The sequence below is a fragment of the Neobacillus soli NBRC 102451 genome (assembly GCF_001591665.1).
GTDB classification, from domain to species: Bacteria; Bacillota; Bacilli; order Bacillales; family Cytobacillaceae; genus Neobacillus; species Neobacillus soli.
The window spans coordinates 35,221-51,025 of the sequence record NZ_BCVI01000004.1 but is presented as its reverse complement, the minus strand read 5'-3'; the positions used below and the strand labels follow the sequence as shown (position 1 = coordinate 51,025).

General features: G+C 39.5%; 18 protein-coding genes. 3 read left to right on the top strand and 15 right to left on the bottom strand.

From position 1 onward, the window contains the following. Positions 1–191: 191 nt before the first annotated feature. The 4 genes from BSO02S_RS01480 to BSO02S_RS01465 are packed head-to-tail and all read right to left on the bottom strand — an operon-like array spanning position 192 to position 4,188. On the bottom strand, positions 192–1,460 hold the full coding sequence (locus BSO02S_RS01480) for a peptidase (RefSeq protein WP_066061320.1): 1,269 nt from the start codon (positions 1,458–1,460) through the stop codon (positions 192–194). A gap of 29 nt (positions 1,461–1,489) precedes the next feature. After that, positions 1,490–2,155: a 3-oxoacid CoA-transferase subunit B gene (locus BSO02S_RS01475; RefSeq protein ID WP_066061317.1), complete on the bottom strand. Its 666-nt coding sequence runs from the start codon at positions 2,153–2,155 to the stop codon at positions 1,490–1,492. Continuing rightward, positions 2,140–2,832 (bottom strand): CoA transferase subunit A, encoded by a 693-nt coding sequence (locus BSO02S_RS01470; RefSeq protein WP_066061315.1) that lies wholly within the window; start codon positions 2,830–2,832, stop codon positions 2,140–2,142. Before BSO02S_RS01470 ends, BSO02S_RS01475 begins: the two co-directional genes overlap by 16 nt. Next, positions 2,833–4,188, bottom strand: coding sequence for an aspartate aminotransferase family protein (locus BSO02S_RS01465; protein WP_066061312.1), 1,356 nt, complete (start codon positions 4,186–4,188; stop codon positions 2,833–2,835). A gap of 195 nt (positions 4,189–4,383) precedes the next feature. Here BSO02S_RS01465 and BSO02S_RS01460 point away from each other — a divergent pair, with 195 nt between their 5' ends. Further along, positions 4,384–5,736, top strand: coding sequence for a TrkH family potassium uptake protein (locus tag BSO02S_RS01460; protein ID WP_425320398.1), 1,353 nt, complete (start codon positions 4,384–4,386; stop codon positions 5,734–5,736). A 146-nt stretch (positions 5,737–5,882) separates the two neighbouring features. Here the strand turns inward: BSO02S_RS01460 and BSO02S_RS26030 are convergent, their stop codons facing one another. The 4 genes from BSO02S_RS26030 to rsgA all read right to left on the bottom strand — a co-directional run bounded on the left by BSO02S_RS26030 (position 5,883) and on the right by rsgA (position 8,379). Then, the gene (locus BSO02S_RS26030) at positions 5,883–6,029 is read right to left on the bottom strand and encodes a YjcZ family sporulation protein (RefSeq protein ID WP_084374845.1); all 147 of its coding nucleotides are present in this window, start codon (positions 6,027–6,029) and stop codon (positions 5,883–5,885) included. Positions 6,030–6,181: 152 nt separating this feature from the next. Then, entirely contained in the window at positions 6,182–6,613 is a 432-nt protein-coding gene (gene msrB, locus BSO02S_RS01455) for a peptide-methionine (R)-S-oxide reductase MsrB (RefSeq protein ID WP_066061307.1), read from the bottom strand. Continuing rightward, a complete protein-coding gene (gene msrA, locus BSO02S_RS01450) occupies positions 6,613–7,095 on the bottom strand; it encodes a peptide-methionine (S)-S-oxide reductase MsrA (RefSeq protein ID WP_425320397.1) in 483 nt (160 codons plus the stop codon). The genes msrB and msrA overlap by 1 nt, the downstream gene beginning before the upstream one ends. Before the next feature lie 216 nt (positions 7,096–7,311). Further along, complete coding sequence (gene rsgA / locus BSO02S_RS01445; RefSeq protein ID WP_066061301.1) at positions 7,312–8,379, bottom strand: ribosome small subunit-dependent GTPase A; 1,068 nt, start codon at positions 8,377–8,379, stop codon at positions 7,312–7,314. 337 nt (positions 8,380–8,716) lie between these two features. On the opposite strand from rsgA, the gene BSO02S_RS01440 reads away from it, so the two are divergent. Further along, a complete protein-coding gene (locus tag BSO02S_RS01440; RefSeq protein ID WP_066061296.1) occupies positions 8,717–9,469 on the top strand; it encodes a DUF4397 domain-containing protein in 753 nt (250 codons plus the stop codon). 247 nt (positions 9,470–9,716) lie between these two features. Here BSO02S_RS01440 and BSO02S_RS01435 read toward each other — a convergent pair whose 3' ends face one another. The 7 genes from BSO02S_RS01435 to tatA form a co-directional block, all read right to left on the bottom strand. After that, positions 9,717–10,295, bottom strand: a complete 579-nt coding sequence (locus BSO02S_RS01435) for a YpmS family protein (protein ID WP_066061294.1) — start codon at positions 10,293–10,295, stop codon at positions 9,717–9,719. A 7-nt stretch (positions 10,296–10,302) separates the two neighbouring features. Continuing rightward, on the bottom strand, positions 10,303–11,139 hold the full coding sequence (locus tag BSO02S_RS01430) for an SGNH/GDSL hydrolase family protein (protein WP_235846829.1): 837 nt from the start codon (positions 11,137–11,139) through the stop codon (positions 10,303–10,305). Between the two features lie 101 nt (positions 11,140–11,240). Further along, positions 11,241–11,819, bottom strand: a complete 579-nt coding sequence (locus tag BSO02S_RS01425) for an SCO family protein (protein ID WP_066061288.1) — start codon at positions 11,817–11,819, stop codon at positions 11,241–11,243. Between the two features lie 189 nt (positions 11,820–12,008). After that, positions 12,009–12,851, bottom strand: a complete 843-nt coding sequence (locus tag BSO02S_RS01420) for a DegV family protein (RefSeq protein WP_066061285.1) — start codon at positions 12,849–12,851, stop codon at positions 12,009–12,011. Positions 12,852–13,003: 152 nt separating this feature from the next. Next, positions 13,004–13,255 (bottom strand): DUF2535 family protein, encoded by a 252-nt coding sequence (locus BSO02S_RS01415; protein ID WP_066061335.1) that lies wholly within the window; start codon positions 13,253–13,255, stop codon positions 13,004–13,006. 949 nt (positions 13,256–14,204) lie between these two features. Further along, positions 14,205–14,942: a twin-arginine translocase subunit TatC gene (gene tatC, locus BSO02S_RS01410; protein ID WP_066061281.1), complete on the bottom strand. Its 738-nt coding sequence runs from the start codon at positions 14,940–14,942 to the stop codon at positions 14,205–14,207. Positions 14,943–15,031: 89 nt separating this feature from the next. Next, entirely contained in the window at positions 15,032–15,226 is a 195-nt protein-coding gene (tatA, locus tag BSO02S_RS01405; RefSeq protein WP_066061278.1) for a twin-arginine translocase TatA/TatE family subunit, read from the bottom strand. A gap of 323 nt (positions 15,227–15,549) precedes the next feature. Between tatA and BSO02S_RS01400 the strand changes: the two genes are divergently transcribed. Next, positions 15,550–15,789, top strand: coding sequence for a hypothetical protein (locus BSO02S_RS01400; RefSeq protein WP_066061275.1), 240 nt, complete (start codon positions 15,550–15,552; stop codon positions 15,787–15,789). Positions 15,790–15,805: the final 16 nt, after the last annotated feature.

The following is a 15,805-nucleotide window of genomic DNA, read 5'->3' as shown; positions in this document are numbered from 1 at the left end:
CCGTGCTTGACTTATCGTAGGGAAAAGAGCGAAGTCCACTGGGCGCTGGAGCTGAATTCAGATAACTATTTCAAAGTTATATACACAAAATTATTTAATAATTTCTTAGACAACCGAAACAAGCCAGACATCCCCAACTACTCAACTCATATTATACCAGTATTTAATAAATTAGGGTAAATTTCCCTGACCTAATCATCGACTTCACACCATTTTAATAGTGTAAGAGCAATAATCTCGCTAGCAGCAAACATATCTTCGAGGACAATATGCTCATCCGCATCATGGGCCGTTTCTGTTATACCAGGTCCGAAAATTACAGCTGGTGTATTCCCTACATTAGAAAGAATGCCTCCATCCGTCCCCCACGGACTTGCTTCAATAACCGGGTTAACACCCTTCACCTCTAGGAAACATTTCGTTAGTTCATACATCAAAGGGTGTTCACTCTCAAGACTTCCAGGTATCCATCTGCCGCCAAACCACTCAATTTTGGGCGGATTTTCTCGTAGCCACTCATCTTGTTCGGCCAATTCTCGCAAGCTCGTTTCCATTTCAAGCTGTGCGGATTTCATCGTTTCTTCCGGCCCTACCCCCATCCGCCCTTCGATGATGGCAGTGTCAGGCACCGAGGATGGCCATTCTCCACTGGTAATCTTGCCAATATTAATGGGAATGGGGATGGGGATTTTTTCAAAAAGAGGGTCAGACACCTTGGCGTTTCTATCTTTCTCTAACTGTTGCACTCGATGGATCACAAGGAGCGATTTCTCAATCGCACTAACACCTTCGTACCTCGTCCCGCCGTGTGCCGCTTTACCTGGCACCGTGATTCTAAACCACATTGAACCCTGCTGCTTGGGGAAGATTTTCATATTGGTCGGCTCGGGTATGATTGCCCCGTCAGCATGGTAACCTCTGAGAACAGCAGCAAGTGTCCCCGCTCCGCCACTTTCTTCTTCAATTACGCTTTGAAAAATAACATCCCCTTTAAGCTTAATTCCATTTGCTATTAACGACTCGATTGCCATTAGCAGGGCAACATTCCCGCCCTTCATATCTGTTGCTCCTCTTCCATAAAGTTTGCCACACTCAATCATCCCGCTAAATGGGGCATGATTCCAGCTCTGTTCATCGCCAACAGGAACGACATCGATATGACCATTTAATATGATTGATTTACCGCCGCCAGTGCCCTTTAACACTGCTACCAAATTCGGATTCCCTTCGAAGCTTTGGCGATCACAAAAATAGGCATCATGATTTTTTAGTTCGTCACCGCCGATTTCCCAAATATCGAGTGTGAGTCCGAGCTGACGGCATTTTTCTATCACAATCGCCTGCGTACTGCTTTCGTTTCCCCTTGTACTATTTTCACGCACTAGTATTTGTAAAAGTCTTGCCCCTCTTGCGCGATTCTCCTTCAGCCATTGCTTAATTTGGATCTCATGGTTCTTCAAATAATTCACTCCCTTGGGAAGATTTAAGCTTAATACGGAATTTCGCGGACATTTTCACTTACTTTAAATTCACACCCTGTTTTTTCAATCACATTTTCTAAACTGTATGGGGTAAATAGCTCTGTCAAAAGTAAGCCTTCTTCGGTCACCATGAAAACTGCCAGCTCCGTGATAATAAGGTCGACACAGCCGGCTGAGGTTAATGGCAAGGTGCAGGATGTAACAATTTTGGGATTCCCATATTTATCACTGTGATTCATGACCACAATAACTTTTTTAGCTTTTTGAGCGAGCTCCATTGCTCCTCCCATGCCCGGAACCTTTTTCCCTGGAACAATCCAATTAGCCAAGTCGCCACTTTGACTGACCTCAAGCGAACCTAAAATAGTAATATCTACCCTGCCTCTGCGAATCATCCCAAAAGAAATCGCACTATCACAATAAGAGGCACCACTGGTTAACGTGACCGGAAACCCTCCGGCGTTGCATAAATTTTCATCCTCATCCCCTATGGCCGGACTTGGCCCCATCCCGGTGATGCCATTTTCGGCATGAAACATGACCATGGTCTCCTTAGCTAAATGATTGGGAACAAGCGAAGGGATGCCTATGCCAAGATTGACAACCATTCCATTTTGAATTTCCTCCGCAGCCCTTTTGGCCATTTGGTTTCTAAATTCTACTCCCATGCCCATTTCCAATTCACCCCCTTCGATGGAATCACAAAATCAACGAACACACCCGGCGTAATGATTTCATCAGGGTCAAGGCTCCCCAGCGGCACTATTTCTTCTACTTCCGCAATTGTTATATCCCCCGCCATCGCAACGAGTGGATTGGTATTGCGGGCACTTTTGTCATAAATTAAATTCCCATACTCATCTGCCTTTTTCGCATAAACAATCGCTACCTCCGCCGTCAGCGCAGTTTCAATTAGATAGTCCTTTCCATCAAGGTGAAAACGGGGTTTATTTTTCGAGACCAGTTCATTGTCCATTCCAATATCTGAAAAAAAAGCCGCTAACCCCACACCACCAGCCCGAATCCTTTCGGCCAGGATTCCTTGCGGCGAGAACTCAACCTCAAGCTTTCCTGTATGCATGAGCTGTCCTGCGATTGGGTTCGATCCAATATGTGAGGCGATCACCTTCTTGGCCCTTTCCTCACGGACTAATTTGCCGATACCAATGTGGGGGAATCCCGTATCATTTCCAATCAAGGTAATATCAACAATGCCTTTATTAAGAATTCCCTCAATCAAGGTGGGCGGTGATCCAACCCCGCCAAATCCCCCGAACATCAATGTCATTCCATCATGAAATTGTTCCATGACAGCCTCTAATGTCGTAATTTTCCCGAATGGATTTTTCATTTAACTATCACCTTCCAGTGCTGCATTAATTTGGTTTGAAAAAGCCGCAAAAGTTTCTTTTAATAAATAGATGAGTTCCTTAATCTCAATTTTTGTAATCGTTAAGGGAGGAGAAATAATGATAGAATCCCCGTTCACCCCATCAATTCCCGCACCGGCTGGGTAAACAAGGAGGCCTTTTTCCTTGGCAAGCGCTATTATTGTTTGTGTAATCAAGGCCGTTCTAGGGAATGGCATTTTAGTGCTCCGATCCTTGACAAATTCTATTCCAAGTAACAAGCCTTTACCGCGAACATCACCAATAAATGAAAATTGTTCTTTTAGTTTCTCAAGCTGGTCCTTTAGGTAAATTCCCTTCCATTCTACCTCTCTCATAATCTTGTTTTTTTCTAAGTACTCGAGAACTGCTAAGGAAACCGCACATGATTGAGGGTTGGCGCTTAACGTATGTCCGCTCATCACCGATTTGGACCCGGCCAGGATGGGCTCCATCACTTTTTCACTTGCAACCGCTGCTGCAATCGGGGCATAACCCGCACCCATCCCTTTACCTAACGCGACAATATCAGGAATAATTCCCCACTGCTCGCATGCCAACATTGTTCCCGTCCGGCCAGTTCCTGTCATTACTTCATCTGCAATTAGAAGGATTTCATGATCGTCACATATTTTTTTAATGATTTTAAAATAATCCTCAGGGGGAGCAATCGCCCCGCCCGCAGCCCCTATTACTGGTTCGGCAATAAAAGCCGCGATTTGCTCCTTGCCTATCCGTTTAATGGCCATTTCCAGCTCATGGGCACATAAATACCCGCAAGACGGGGCTTCAAGATTATACGGACAGCGGTAGCAATAAGGCGGATTGATGACTGGAAAATCTTCTAAGAGCGGGACAAACCTCGCTCTTCTCCCGGTATGCCCCGACATTGAAAGCGCTCCTAAAGTTATCCCGTGGTAACTAACCCATCTTGATAATACCTTCGTTTTTGTTTGAATCCCACGCTCCTGCCAATATTGGATCGCCATTTTCATTGCCGTTTCCGTTGCTTCCGACCCACTATTTACAAAGAAACTCCAGTTTAAGTCACCCGGTGTTAATTCTGCAATTTTTTTTGCCAGCTTTTCGGCCGCTTCACTTGTAAATTGTGAGCGATATACAAAGGAGACTTTTTTCGCCTGTTCCTGCATTGCTTCAATGATTTCGACTGTGCCATGTCCAATGTTTGCCGTAACCGCACCTGAGGCAGCATCGAGGTACTTTTTCCCTTCCATATCAAATAAATAAACCCCTTTGCCATAATCAATGACCGGGTATGCTTCATCAAGCATTGGTTTAATTAGAAAAGATTTTTCCACTCTGCCACCACTTTCTTTTATCAAATTAAGTCAGTCCCATACTCAATTGTATGAAGCAATTTTTCATTCTATCATCTGATTTTTAAAGGGGATGGAAGAAATAAATCAGAAATGTATAAAACCTTCTTTTACTTTTCTCCAATGTTATTATAGAATTACTGAAAGATAACTTAAGGAATGGATCATATGAACACAATTAAAAAAATTAAATTAAAGTCGAAGGAACTATCAACCATTCAGTTGATTGTTATTTTTTATTTATCTGCTTTAATCGTTTCTACACTCTTATTAAAAATTCCTCTTGCCCATCGTGAAAATATTTCGTTAAGTTTTATCGATGCCATGTTTACTTCGGCCAGCGCCATAAGTGTAACTGGTCTAAGTGTAATTTCATTGAAAGATACCTTTAATAACTTTGGGATATTCCTCTTATGTTTAATTCTGCAATTGGGCGGACTAGGGGTTATGTCTTTAAGTACATTTCTTTGGATCATGCTAGGTAAAAAGGTGGGACTAAAAGAAAGACAGCTAATTATGATTGATCAAAATCAATCGAACCTAGCTGGACTAGTCCAGTTGGCGAAGCGGATTTTAATTATTTTTGTTTCGTTTGAAATGATTGGTGGGATCCTCTTAGGAATTCGCTTTTTAAATTATTTCGACCGGCCGATATCTGCTTTTAAACATGGATTTTTCGCATCGATCAGCGCGACAACCAATGCCGGCTTTGATATAACAGACGCGTCGTTAAGCCCTTATAGTCATGATTACATTGTTCAGACGATTGTTATTGGCTTAATGATTGTTGGAGCCATTGGATTTCCAGTAATGGTGGAGGTTTATGAATTTCTTTTAAGTTTAAAAGATAAGAAGAAATTCCATTTTACCTTGTTTACTAAATTAACCACAATAACGTTTGTAACCCTTACAGCAGCGGGTGCATTATTCATTTACATCCTTGACAGTCATAACTTTTTTATGAATAAATCCTGGCATGAATCCTTTTTTTACTCATTGTTCAATTCTGCTACAACAAAAAGTGCTGGGTTAGCGACAATGGATATTAATGAATTTACACCTAGCAACCAGCTTTTTATGTCGATTTTAATGTTTATTGGCGGCTCGCCAAGCAGTGCCAGCGGCGGTATTCGGACAACAACGTTTGCCATTGTCATATTAACGATTGTTTTTTATGCCCAAGGGAAAAGCTCAATCAAAATTTTTAGACGCGAACTTCATAGTGAAGATGTGCTTAAATCATTTATCGTTATTGCAACCGCCTCGTTCCTCTGTTTATTTTCAATTATAATTCTATCTATTACAGAGCAGGGCACAGTCATGGAGGTCATTTTTGAAGTTTCGTCTGCTTTTGGTACAAATGGATTAACCTTGGGTCTGACACCTAGATTAACAACCTTCGGCGAGATCCTCATCATCATCTTAATGTTTATAGGAAGAGTAGGTATCGTCACTTGTTTACTAATATTGCGTGGTAAAGGCAGCAAGGAGAAGTTCGGTTATCCAAAGGAAAAGGTAACAATTGGTTAATATATGAATGGAAGGGAGGATAAACTTCCCTTTTTTTTACTATTTTAACATATTTCTATCCTTCTTGTAAAAAAAGAACCCACTATTTAAAGTGGGCTGCAAAAGGCTGATTCCGAAAAAATCCCTTGGGTCAGCCCCTTGTTTATTTAATATATCCAGGTCGCTCCAATAATGATTAATAAAATAAACAATACAACAATTAACGCAAATCCTCCAAAGCCGAAGCCGACTCCGCCTCCTGCAGCAGGATATGCGGGATAACCGCAGCAGCCATCATATCCATATCCATACATTCACATTCACTCCTCTAAAATTTGTTTCTGTTCATTGTTACTTTATGTCCTAGGTACTTGACCTGTATGTGCATTCGCCTAGATTTTGAAAGGCAATGATAAATTTTGGGGTGAATTAACTCCGAAAAAAAAAGCAGCCGAAGGGCCGCTTTTTATTTTTTTTCAAATAGCTTAATAAATTCCGCGTACCCTTCCACTGATAATCTCTCTTTCGGAATAAACCTTAGCGCAGCGGAGTTGATACAATAGCGCAGGCCAGTTGGGTCTGGGCCGTCATTGAAAACATGGCCTAAATGGGAATCAGCAGATTTGCTCCTTACTTCTGTCCGTGTCATAAAATGGCTGAAATCGGCCTTTTCAATCACTTCTTCGTCTTGAATCGGTTTAGTAAAGCTCGGCCAGCCACAGCCGGCATCAAATTTATCGAGGGAGCTAAACAGTGGCTTCCCGGAAACAAGATCCACATAAATTCCATCCCTGGTTTCATTCCAATAGTCATTTTTAAAAGGAGGCTCGGTGCCCTTATTTTGCGTTACTTCATACTGTATTGGTGTTAATTCTTTTTTCAAATCTTTATTTTGCATTATTTATCCCCCCAATGCTTTTCAATAAAGCCTGCTCGACCCGATCCAACGTGATAGGACTCGTAATGAGCCCGATTTTTCTTATAGTACTGCTGATGATATTCTTCCGCAGGATAAAAGGTTTGTGCCGGCAGAATTGGCGTCACAATTGGTTTCTGAAAGCGTCCGCTTTCCTGCAATGCTTGTTTTGATTCTTCAGCCAGCCTTTTTTGTGTCTTATCATGGTAAAAGATTGCCGGTTGATATGATTGGCCCCGGTCGTAAAACTGCCCACCAAGGTCAGTTGGGTCGATTTGCTGCCAAAATAATTCGAGCAGTTTTTCATATGGAAAAATCTCTGGATCATACGTAATTTGTACGGCTTCAAAATGGCCGGTTGTATCGGTACAAACCTGCTGATACGTTGGATTTTCAACCGTTCCTCCCGTGTATCCGGAAATAACACTATTAATGCCTGGCTGTTCATCAAACGGCTTTACCATACACCAAAAACAACCACCGGCAAACGTTGCAACTTGATTCGCTTTTTCCACGTTCCCACCCCTTTTCATCTTAAATAAAAGTATACCGAATGTTACCTCAAAAATAAAATCTGCTGTTCAAAACTAATTCAAAGTTATCTACACTAAATAATTTTATAATTTCCTATACAACAAAAAAGCCGAAACAGGGTCATCTCTGTTTCGGCAATATTATTACTAATGGCTTTTCCGTTGCTTCATCTGTTTGTTCATATTTTTCCATTGTTTTTTCACTTCCGCTTGTGCACGTTTATCGGCTTTCCTTTCAATAAACGCAAGCTCCTTTTGCAGCTTGTTGTAGCTAGTCAGGCGCTCAGCAGCAACCAAACCGGCTTCAATCGCCTTCACCACCGCACAATCAGGCTCATCTCTATGCTGACAATCCCGGTAGCGGCACCCGGCAGCTAATTCCTCAATTTCCGAAAAGGTTTCTGTTAAACCGTCCGAGCTTTCCCATAGCTGCAGTTCCCTCATCCCAGGAGTATCAATCAAAATACATCCATTCGGGAGAAGGATCATTTCTCTATGCGTCGTTGTGTGGCGCCCTTTATCATCCGCCAAACGAATCTCCTGAACGAATTGTTTTTCAACACCTAAGAGACGATTGGTTAAGGTCGACTTTCCCACCCCTGATGAGCCTAGCAAGGCTATCGTTTTTCCCGGCTGTAAAAACGGCTCTAAATCTTCAAGTCCGCTCATTGTTTCCGAACTGATTGGAATCACGGGCACACCTCCAAAGGCAATCGCCTCGACCTCAGCCAGTGACGCATTTATATCTTGACAAAGATCGGCTTTACTTAAAATGATTACGGGGTTTGCACCACTTTCCCAAGTCAACAAAAGATAGCGCTCAATCCTTCTTAAATTCAAGTCTTCATTTAATGAGTTTACCAGAAAGACCGTATCCACGTTTGCAGCCACAATTTGCTCTTCTGCAGTACCTCCCGCAGATTTTCTTGAGAACTTACTTTTTCGCGGCATAACAGCCAATATGGTGCCCTTTCCTTCAGCAGGCCTAGGCTTTATACTCACCCAATCACCGACAGCCGGAAAGTCCTCCCTATTAAAGGCATTATAGCTGAGCCTGCCCGAAACTTCACATAATAATTCCCCCTGCTCCGTCCAAACACGGTACATTCGCTTATGTTCGAGTGCTACTCGGCCAAGAATCATATCATCCCTAGTATTTAATATTTCAAAGTCATTTTTTAGTGTTTCCGTTAAGCCCATTGTAATTAAATTCATCCTTATTCCTCCAGCGAATCATTATTTTTTACATAATAAAAAACCATAGGCACACACAGCCCATGGTTTTATTCGCATAGTGGAATAAAGGGTAAATCTTCCTAAACGGAAAATCTTTGGGCTGTGCAAACAATATTCGAAGCACGGAATTCTCTCATATTTTCATTTAACATTGCACGTCACCCACTTTCAGACATATTTGTTAACAGTATATGTTTAATTTCTTTATTTGTAAATAGAAATTCTAAAAATTCTAAATTACAGGATGAGATGTTAGACACCTACCTAATTAAGTATGAATAAATTATCGTGAACCCATATGATAGGAGTTGATAATATGTCCGAAAAAAGAACTCATTCCGATTATCTTCAAAAAGCGGCAATGTATGATTTGTTAGCCCAATTTTATAAATATTCCATTCCAAGTTTGCACACACAATATTATTTAAAGCATATAAAGTACATGAATAAAGCAATGAATCTTATGCGCACGTATCCCCAATCGCTGCAAGAAGAAGCGAGAATTCGCATCCTTCACACTTCACATAATTCCCCTAATGTTGATGTCTATATAAATGGGAAAAGACTAGTGAAGGATTTACCATTTAAAAATGTTAGTGATCCTTTTTCATTAAAGGCTGGTAAATACCATATAGATATTTACCCAACTGGAAATATGGTGGATAGTGTCTTAAATAAAAAAATAACTGTTGAAGCAGGAAAATCCTACACGCTGGCAACCATTGACCATGTAAAAAAAATGCGCCTGCTTGTTTTTCAGAATCAACCGAAAGTACCTGCAAATGAATCAAAAGTTCGCTTTATCCACTTATCACCTGACAGCCCTGCTGTCGATATTGCTGTGAAGGATCGAGATGTGGTTTTCCCCGCGATTTCCTACAAGCAGGCAACAGAATATTTAGGCTTAACACCGATGACAGTGGATCTTGAAGTACGAATAGCGGGCAGTAAGACGGTTGTTCTGCCAATGCCAAAGTTGCATTTTAAGCCCAATCAAAGCTACACGATTGTCCTGGTTGGCTTAGCAAATGAAAAACCCGAATTCCAATTTATAAGGATTAAAGAGTGAGATATAAACAAAAGGCGCAAGCGCCCGTTTAGCGGCGTATGGACTGGAGCGCTTTGACTGAGATAAAGGAAACACGGAGAGCGGAGCGCATCCGTGCTTGACTTATCGTAGGGAAAAGAGCGAAGTCCACTAGCCGCTGGGCGCTGGAGCTAGATTCAGATAACTAATTCTAAGTTATTATCCTCACTAAATTATTTTATAATTTCCTATATAATCAAAAAATAGGTGCCCCGAATTGACGAGGCACCTATTTTACAGGTACTAATATTGAAAACACAATATCATCGTTCTTTAAATCAAATTTGTTTGCTTTTATCCTAATATCACTTTTCAGTTTCAACTGCTGCATATTGACATAAATAAGTTTATCATTTGGCCTAATGTCAACTCCCTTGGGAATCTTATAGTTATCGCTGATAAACTTTAAAACGGTTGAAATGGGAATATCTAAGCTGCCAATTGACATGGATTTTTGTTTCAAAACCAAATCGCCATTTTTTTGTGCCTTCGGTTCAAACGTTAATTTCAAATTTAATTCTTCACTAAAAAACGGTAATGTCCCATATAGTTCTACCTCTTGCCCTAAGATGACCCGATATGCAATTGGAGAATCCGCAGCTTCTTCTTTTATATAATGGTTGATAAGCTTATTTAGATCATTCTTATTGGACTTAACATGAAAGGTTACATACTCGCCCATTGGTCCCTTCAAGTTGCTGCTATTCATACCTTCAGATGGGCTCATAAGCAGCGTTACCACAACAATTGCGAACAAAAGGTTGATTCCCACAAGGAGCAGGAATCCTATTTTCCATTTGTTTTTCATAAAAAGTCTAATTCTCCCTTGTATTGACCAAGTATGGCTTTTTATCGAGTTCAGGTAAAATACGCTCTTCTAAAGTCTGATTCAACCTTTGTGCAATCAGCTCATATCCTTTGTCATTTGGATGAAAATTATCTGTAAACAACAGATTTTCGTTAGCATGTAAAAACACGTCTTCAATTGGGACAAAAAAGCCATTCGGGTAATTGGCAATCACATTTTGGCCAGTTTGATTCCATTCGGCAACAATTTCATCCATCTCTTTAATATCTGAAAACCACTTTGAAAACGGATTGTATAATCCAACCAATACGATTGACGAATGTGGATTTTCCTGAACAATGGCCTCCATAATTTGTGTTAAATGGGTCTGATAGGATTCCTTCTCTTTGGTGAATTTGGATAGTTGGAGGTCGGTTATATTGTCCCTAACGACCTTCATAATATCGTTTCCACCAATAGTTAGAATAACCAAATCCGCTTTTTGTAATGCATCTTTCATTTCCGGTGTTTTCAGCCTTTTTAATAGTTGTGTTGTGCGGTTTCCCGTTACACCATAATTATAGAAATCAACTTCCTGGATTCCTCTTTCTTTTTCAAGCATGATTTTTAAGTAAGGCAAGTAGCCGCCTTGGTGTGTACTGTCTCCTACACCTTGCGTTAATGAATCGCCAGCAGATACTACCGTTAATTTTCGTGGTAAGAAATCAGGAGGAATCTGTTCAAAAACCTGCACCGTTGTTTTCTTGGTATGATGAAACGCCATTTGGTCGGTTTGAGTGCATGAACATAGGAATAATAATGCCGGGAGAATTAGAAGGGTTAAACGATTTTTCAATTTATTCACCTGCCTAATAAACTAACTTTATTATAACATGCCATGAATGATTCAAAACAGGTATATACGATATCCTATTCCTGCCAAAAAAAACAGACCATTTAAATGGTCTATTGTAACGCTTTGATATCATGAATTATTTCATCAAAAGGAACATCCTTAAATCCATTATATGATTTTTTGATATTCCCTTCCTTATCCACTAAATAAAGATATGTTTGGTGAATGACCTGACTGCCCTCTTCAGGTTTTTTGACAAGCGTCTTAAATGTTTTCGCGGCATAATTTTCAATAAACGCTTGAGAGTACCCTGTTAGAAAAGTCCAATTAGAGAAATTAACTTGGAATAGCTTTGCATAACGGGTTAATACCTCTGGGGTATCCACTGCAGGGTCAACACTAAAAGAGACGAATTCAACATTCTTCAGGCCCTCATCGTTGACCTTCTTTTGTAATTTAGTCATATTAGAAGTCATTGGCGGGCATACATCCGCACAGCTTGTAAAAATAAAGTCGGAAATCCACACCTTACCCTTTAAATCCTTTAAGCCAAATGGCTTATTTTCCTGAGTTGTTGCCGAAAAGTCCTTTACAGGCCAATTAACGGCATTTTCAATTTTCTCCTGCCCACAGGCCGATAATAAAACAGTAGTCATGATTAACAATATTACGGCAAAACGACATTTCATATAATCACCTGAACCTTCTTCATTTCCATTCAGTGATTAGTTTAACAAAGATTTGAAAAAGAAGAAAGCAAACACACTTTAATCGATTATCCCTGTCCGAATGATTGTAGCAATCTCCTTAACAGTCCATTTTATGTTTGTGGCATTTTGAAAAAAGGATAGTTTTGCACCATCCTTCGTTAGAGCTCATTATTCAAAATAATACATTAAAGCAAGGGCACCAGGCCCGGTATGTGTACTGACAGTTGGTCCTGTATAATCAATTTCTACGTTTTGAAACCCCGTTAATTCGAAAATACTGTCTTTTATTTTGGCGGAAAGCTCGTGGGCCTCAGCGTGGGCAATTCCGACACCTCGGATGGTTTTTCCTTTGACATCTTCCGCAAACTGCTTGGCCATAAATTTAACGACCTGGGAATGGCTGCGGACCTTAGTTACCGGCGAATATTCTGCCCCTTCAAGCGATGCAATCGGCTTGATATTTAAAAGAGAACCGATAAAGGCCTTACCTTTCCCGATTCGTCCACCCTTTACAAGATTCTCCAAGGTGTCTACCATTATGTATAATTTTGTATGTTCACGGATGGTTTCGAGACGGTCAACAATTTCCTCCATACTTTTCCCCTGTTCTGCCAACGCGGCAGCTTCCTTCACCTGGAAGGAAAGGGCTTTCGAAATAAACCTGGAATCAACCACCGTTACCTTCGTCTCTGACATTTGCGCAGCACTTTCAGCGGAGCGAACGGTTCCGCTCATTTTGCCGGTCATATGGATCGATAATACCTCATATCCTTCTCTTCCAAGTTGGTCATAAACTTCTAGAAAGGTACCAACTGATGGCTGCGAGCTTTTAGGCAGCTCCTTAGAACTGCTCATATTTTCAATAAATTCAACCGGATCTAAATCAACCCGCTCAAAATAGGTTTCTCCATCTATTGTTATCGCCAAAGGCACCACAATGATACCAAGCTTTTCAGCTGCTTCTCTGGTTATATCCAATGTAGAATCGGTTACAATTTTAATTTTGTTCATTTACACACTTCCCTACCAGTATTGCCTTGTATTATACAGGTTCCACTAACTGATTAAAACAATTCCATCCTTTCCTGATAATAATAATTCTATTCACAATGGTAAAAACAAAAGAGCACCGTCGGGAACCCCAACCAGTGCTCGAAAGAGAATTATGCGTTATTTTTTAGCTCTCCAACCTTAAACAGTTGTTCATAATCCGGCCACTTCATGACCTTTTTCAAATAATCCTTAAAGGAGTAGCATTTTTTCAGGCCTTTCTCCCGATAAAGCGAAGTAACAAATGTCTGTAAACGGACTTGGATCATAAATTTATAAGTGCTATCTTCCTCCAATACAGGAATGTCCATGACTTTAACCTTCTGTCCAACAACATTTTTGAACTCTAGGCTTTTGAATAACAAAATATCAATCCTCTTTTTCACCCGTTTGATTATATTATACACCCAATCCGCCTCGAAATGTGTCTTATTATGCTTGGTTTACAAAATTATTGTGAATTTTTTACACCTGGATTATTGGGATCCTTAGGCAAAAAAACAGGACATATGGATGGCCTGTTTTACTAGTCGAATGATTTGAAAACGTAAGGTTTGATTCGGTCATTCAATTTTCGGTTTTGTTGGAAATAACTGTTTTTGATAATAAATAATTGCGGGTTGCTTTGTTTACGGGTTTCAGCGTCCTTAGCGGTAACACGAGTGAGATCAATATTGCAGACAGGACATATCCATCTATCTCTATCACTGCTGCTGAAGGATGGCTGCAGGCATTTGGGGCAGATTTTTCTGAACATGAGGGACAACTCCTTTCAATTGGGATTTTATGTATCTTTACATTTGCTATTTTCATAAAGTTATGTACTATTAATTTCAATTAGACCTTGATCGAGGAATTCACCTTATCAAGGTCCTGTTATGTTTGCATAAGGAGTTGCAATCTAAAGAGTGGATTTTCTTTCGCGATGTATGAAGAACCAAATGGGTAACCCTGTTAATTATCTCCATCTACTTCCTTATTAATATCAACTATTTTGTTCTTAATAGTGAACCAATAAGTTGAGTATATGCTAAAATAACTAGCTTGAAAAACCTCAAAAATAGCCATATTTTCCTAATTTAGAACACTTTTAGTCCTTTATATCGTTATATCTCCGTTTTCCTTACTATATAGCGCATTATAAAGAACTGCTTATTCTTTATAATGTGCTAAAAACATGAAAACGCATGGATAATGATCTCAACTGCATTTTTACATTTTTTTCATTTAATAAGTTGGAATAATAATTTTCCATTCGAACGCAGAAAAGACCTTAAGAGAGTGGAATCTCTTAAGGTCTTTGCTCCATTTCATTTATGCTTTGATTATTTCCTCTTCTTCTTGTTCCTGCTTTTTCAGACGTTTCCGGTAAACAAATTTCGATAAATTAATACTAATTTCATAAAGAAGTAAGAGTGGCAGGGTTACAACAAAATCAGACATAAAGTCTGGCGGTGTAATAACGACAGCAATAATGATAAGAACGAAATATGCATATTTACGGATTTTTGATAACACAAACGGATTAATAATTCCAAGTGAAGTTAGGAACATAACAACCACTGGAAGTTCGAATAATACCCCGAATGGAAGTGTCATGTTCATAATAAAACTAAAATATCTTTCGGCCGTAAAATTTGTAACAAACATCCCTTGACCCATGTTCACTAAAAACTTAAGGACCATCGGGAAGATAACAAAATAACCAAATGAAAGCCCGATTAAAAATAAGAAAAACAACGCTGGAACATAGGATAAGGTAATCCTTCTTTCCACCGGTCTTAACGCTGGTCTAACAAACAGCCATATTTGCAAGGCAAGAACGGGTATGGTCCCCGCAACTGCTACAACCGTCGCAAGCATAAAATAAATCCACATAATATCACTGGGACCAAGTACCATTAGTTTTGTATCTCCAACAAACCATCGATAAATATCGTCAACATAAATAAAACCAACGATAAAAAAGACTACAAAAGCTAGTGCTGATATAATGATCCGTTTACGTAATTCCTCTAAATGATCAACCAAATTTAATTCTTTATCGTTCATGTACTTCCCCTGCCATTAACAAGTTTTCACGCGTTCTTATAGGTATAAACCATGAGAAGAAAAAGGTGTAAGACACAAAATCCTACACCTTATTTAGTCATGTTATTCTTATCTTCTTCAATGTCTTTCATCACATCGTCTGTAAGCTCACGTGTCGACTTCTTAAATTCCTTTAAAGTTTGGCCGAAGGCTTTTCCGATTTCCGGAAGTTTCTTTGGTCCAAAAATAATTAAGGCAAGTGTTAAAATTAAAATTAATCCGGGTATTCCGATATTAGAAAACATGGATTTACATCCCCTTCAAATATTATATCTTTCTACTATGATTATAGGCCCGAAAAGTCATTTTTGGTTACTTATCTGCAATAATTCATAGTACTTTCACAAAATCAAATAAAATTACTTTCAGAGTGATAATTAGCATTTTCATTTTCATTTATGAATCTCTATAGACAATTTAACAATTACCCGTACTTAAGTCAATGTTTGACCATGTTCGTGTAATTTTTAAAATATTTTGACAATTACTTTTTTTTTGCATATAATTTGAACATTAGGGACATATACTAATGAAACTTTCTATACTATTTGGATGGGATGTGAAGAGGATGGAATTTTCACTATGCAGTTTTGATGGTGCCCTCCCTGTAGAGGTAACAATTGATGATGACAACGGAAGGTATACCATTCGTAAAAGCGATCGAAGCGGGGAATATTTTAATAATCCGATTGAATTAATCGACTGGGTTAAAACGCATTTCCATGAGGAAGAATTTTGCCATCCACTGGAATTCAGGGGTATGCTTGAAAAATTAACAGAGTACGAATTAAATGGCTCCTATTTCTAATGTTAAATAGATGAAA

Bases quoted from the DNA above. Each gene is read 5' to 3' on its own strand.
- BSO02S_RS01400 (WP_066061275.1), top strand. From the start codon at position 15,550: ATGGAATTTTCACTATGCAGTTTTGATGGTGCCCTCCCTGTAGAGGTA.
- BSO02S_RS01435 (WP_066061294.1), bottom strand. From the start codon at position 10,295: ATGAAAAACAAATGGAAAATAGGATTCCTGCTCCTTGTGGGAATCAAC.
- tatC (WP_066061281.1), bottom strand. From the start codon at position 14,942: ATGAACGATAAAGAATTAAATTTGGTTGATCATTTAGAGGAATTACGT.
- msrA (WP_425320397.1), bottom strand. From the start codon at position 7,095: ATGGTAAAGCCGTTTGATGAACAGCCAGGCATTAATAGTGTTATTTCC.
- msrB (WP_066061307.1), bottom strand. From the start codon at position 6,613: ATGCAAAATAAAGATTTGAAAAAAGAATTAACACCAATACAGTATGAA.
- BSO02S_RS01470 (WP_066061315.1), bottom strand. From the start codon at position 2,832: ATGAAAAATCCATTCGGGAAAATTACGACATTAGAGGCTGTCATGGAA.
- BSO02S_RS26030 (WP_084374845.1), bottom strand. From the start codon at position 6,029: ATGTATGGATATGGATATGATGGCTGCTGCGGTTATCCCGCATATCCT.
- BSO02S_RS01420 (WP_066061285.1), bottom strand. From the start codon at position 12,851: ATGAACAAAATTAAAATTGTAACCGATTCTACATTGGATATAACCAGA.
- BSO02S_RS01425 (WP_066061288.1), bottom strand. From the start codon at position 11,819: ATGAAATGTCGTTTTGCCGTAATATTGTTAATCATGACTACTGTTTTA.
- BSO02S_RS01440 (WP_066061296.1), top strand. From the start codon at position 8,717: ATGTCCGAAAAAAGAACTCATTCCGATTATCTTCAAAAAGCGGCAATG.
- BSO02S_RS01475 (WP_066061317.1), bottom strand. From the start codon at position 2,155: ATGGGCATGGGAGTAGAATTTAGAAACCAAATGGCCAAAAGGGCTGCG.
- tatA (WP_066061278.1), bottom strand. From the start codon at position 15,226: ATGTTTTCTAATATCGGAATACCCGGATTAATTTTAATTTTAACACTT.
- rsgA (WP_066061301.1), bottom strand. From the start codon at position 8,379: ATGAATTTAATTACAATGGGCTTAACGGAAACACTAAAAAATGACTTT.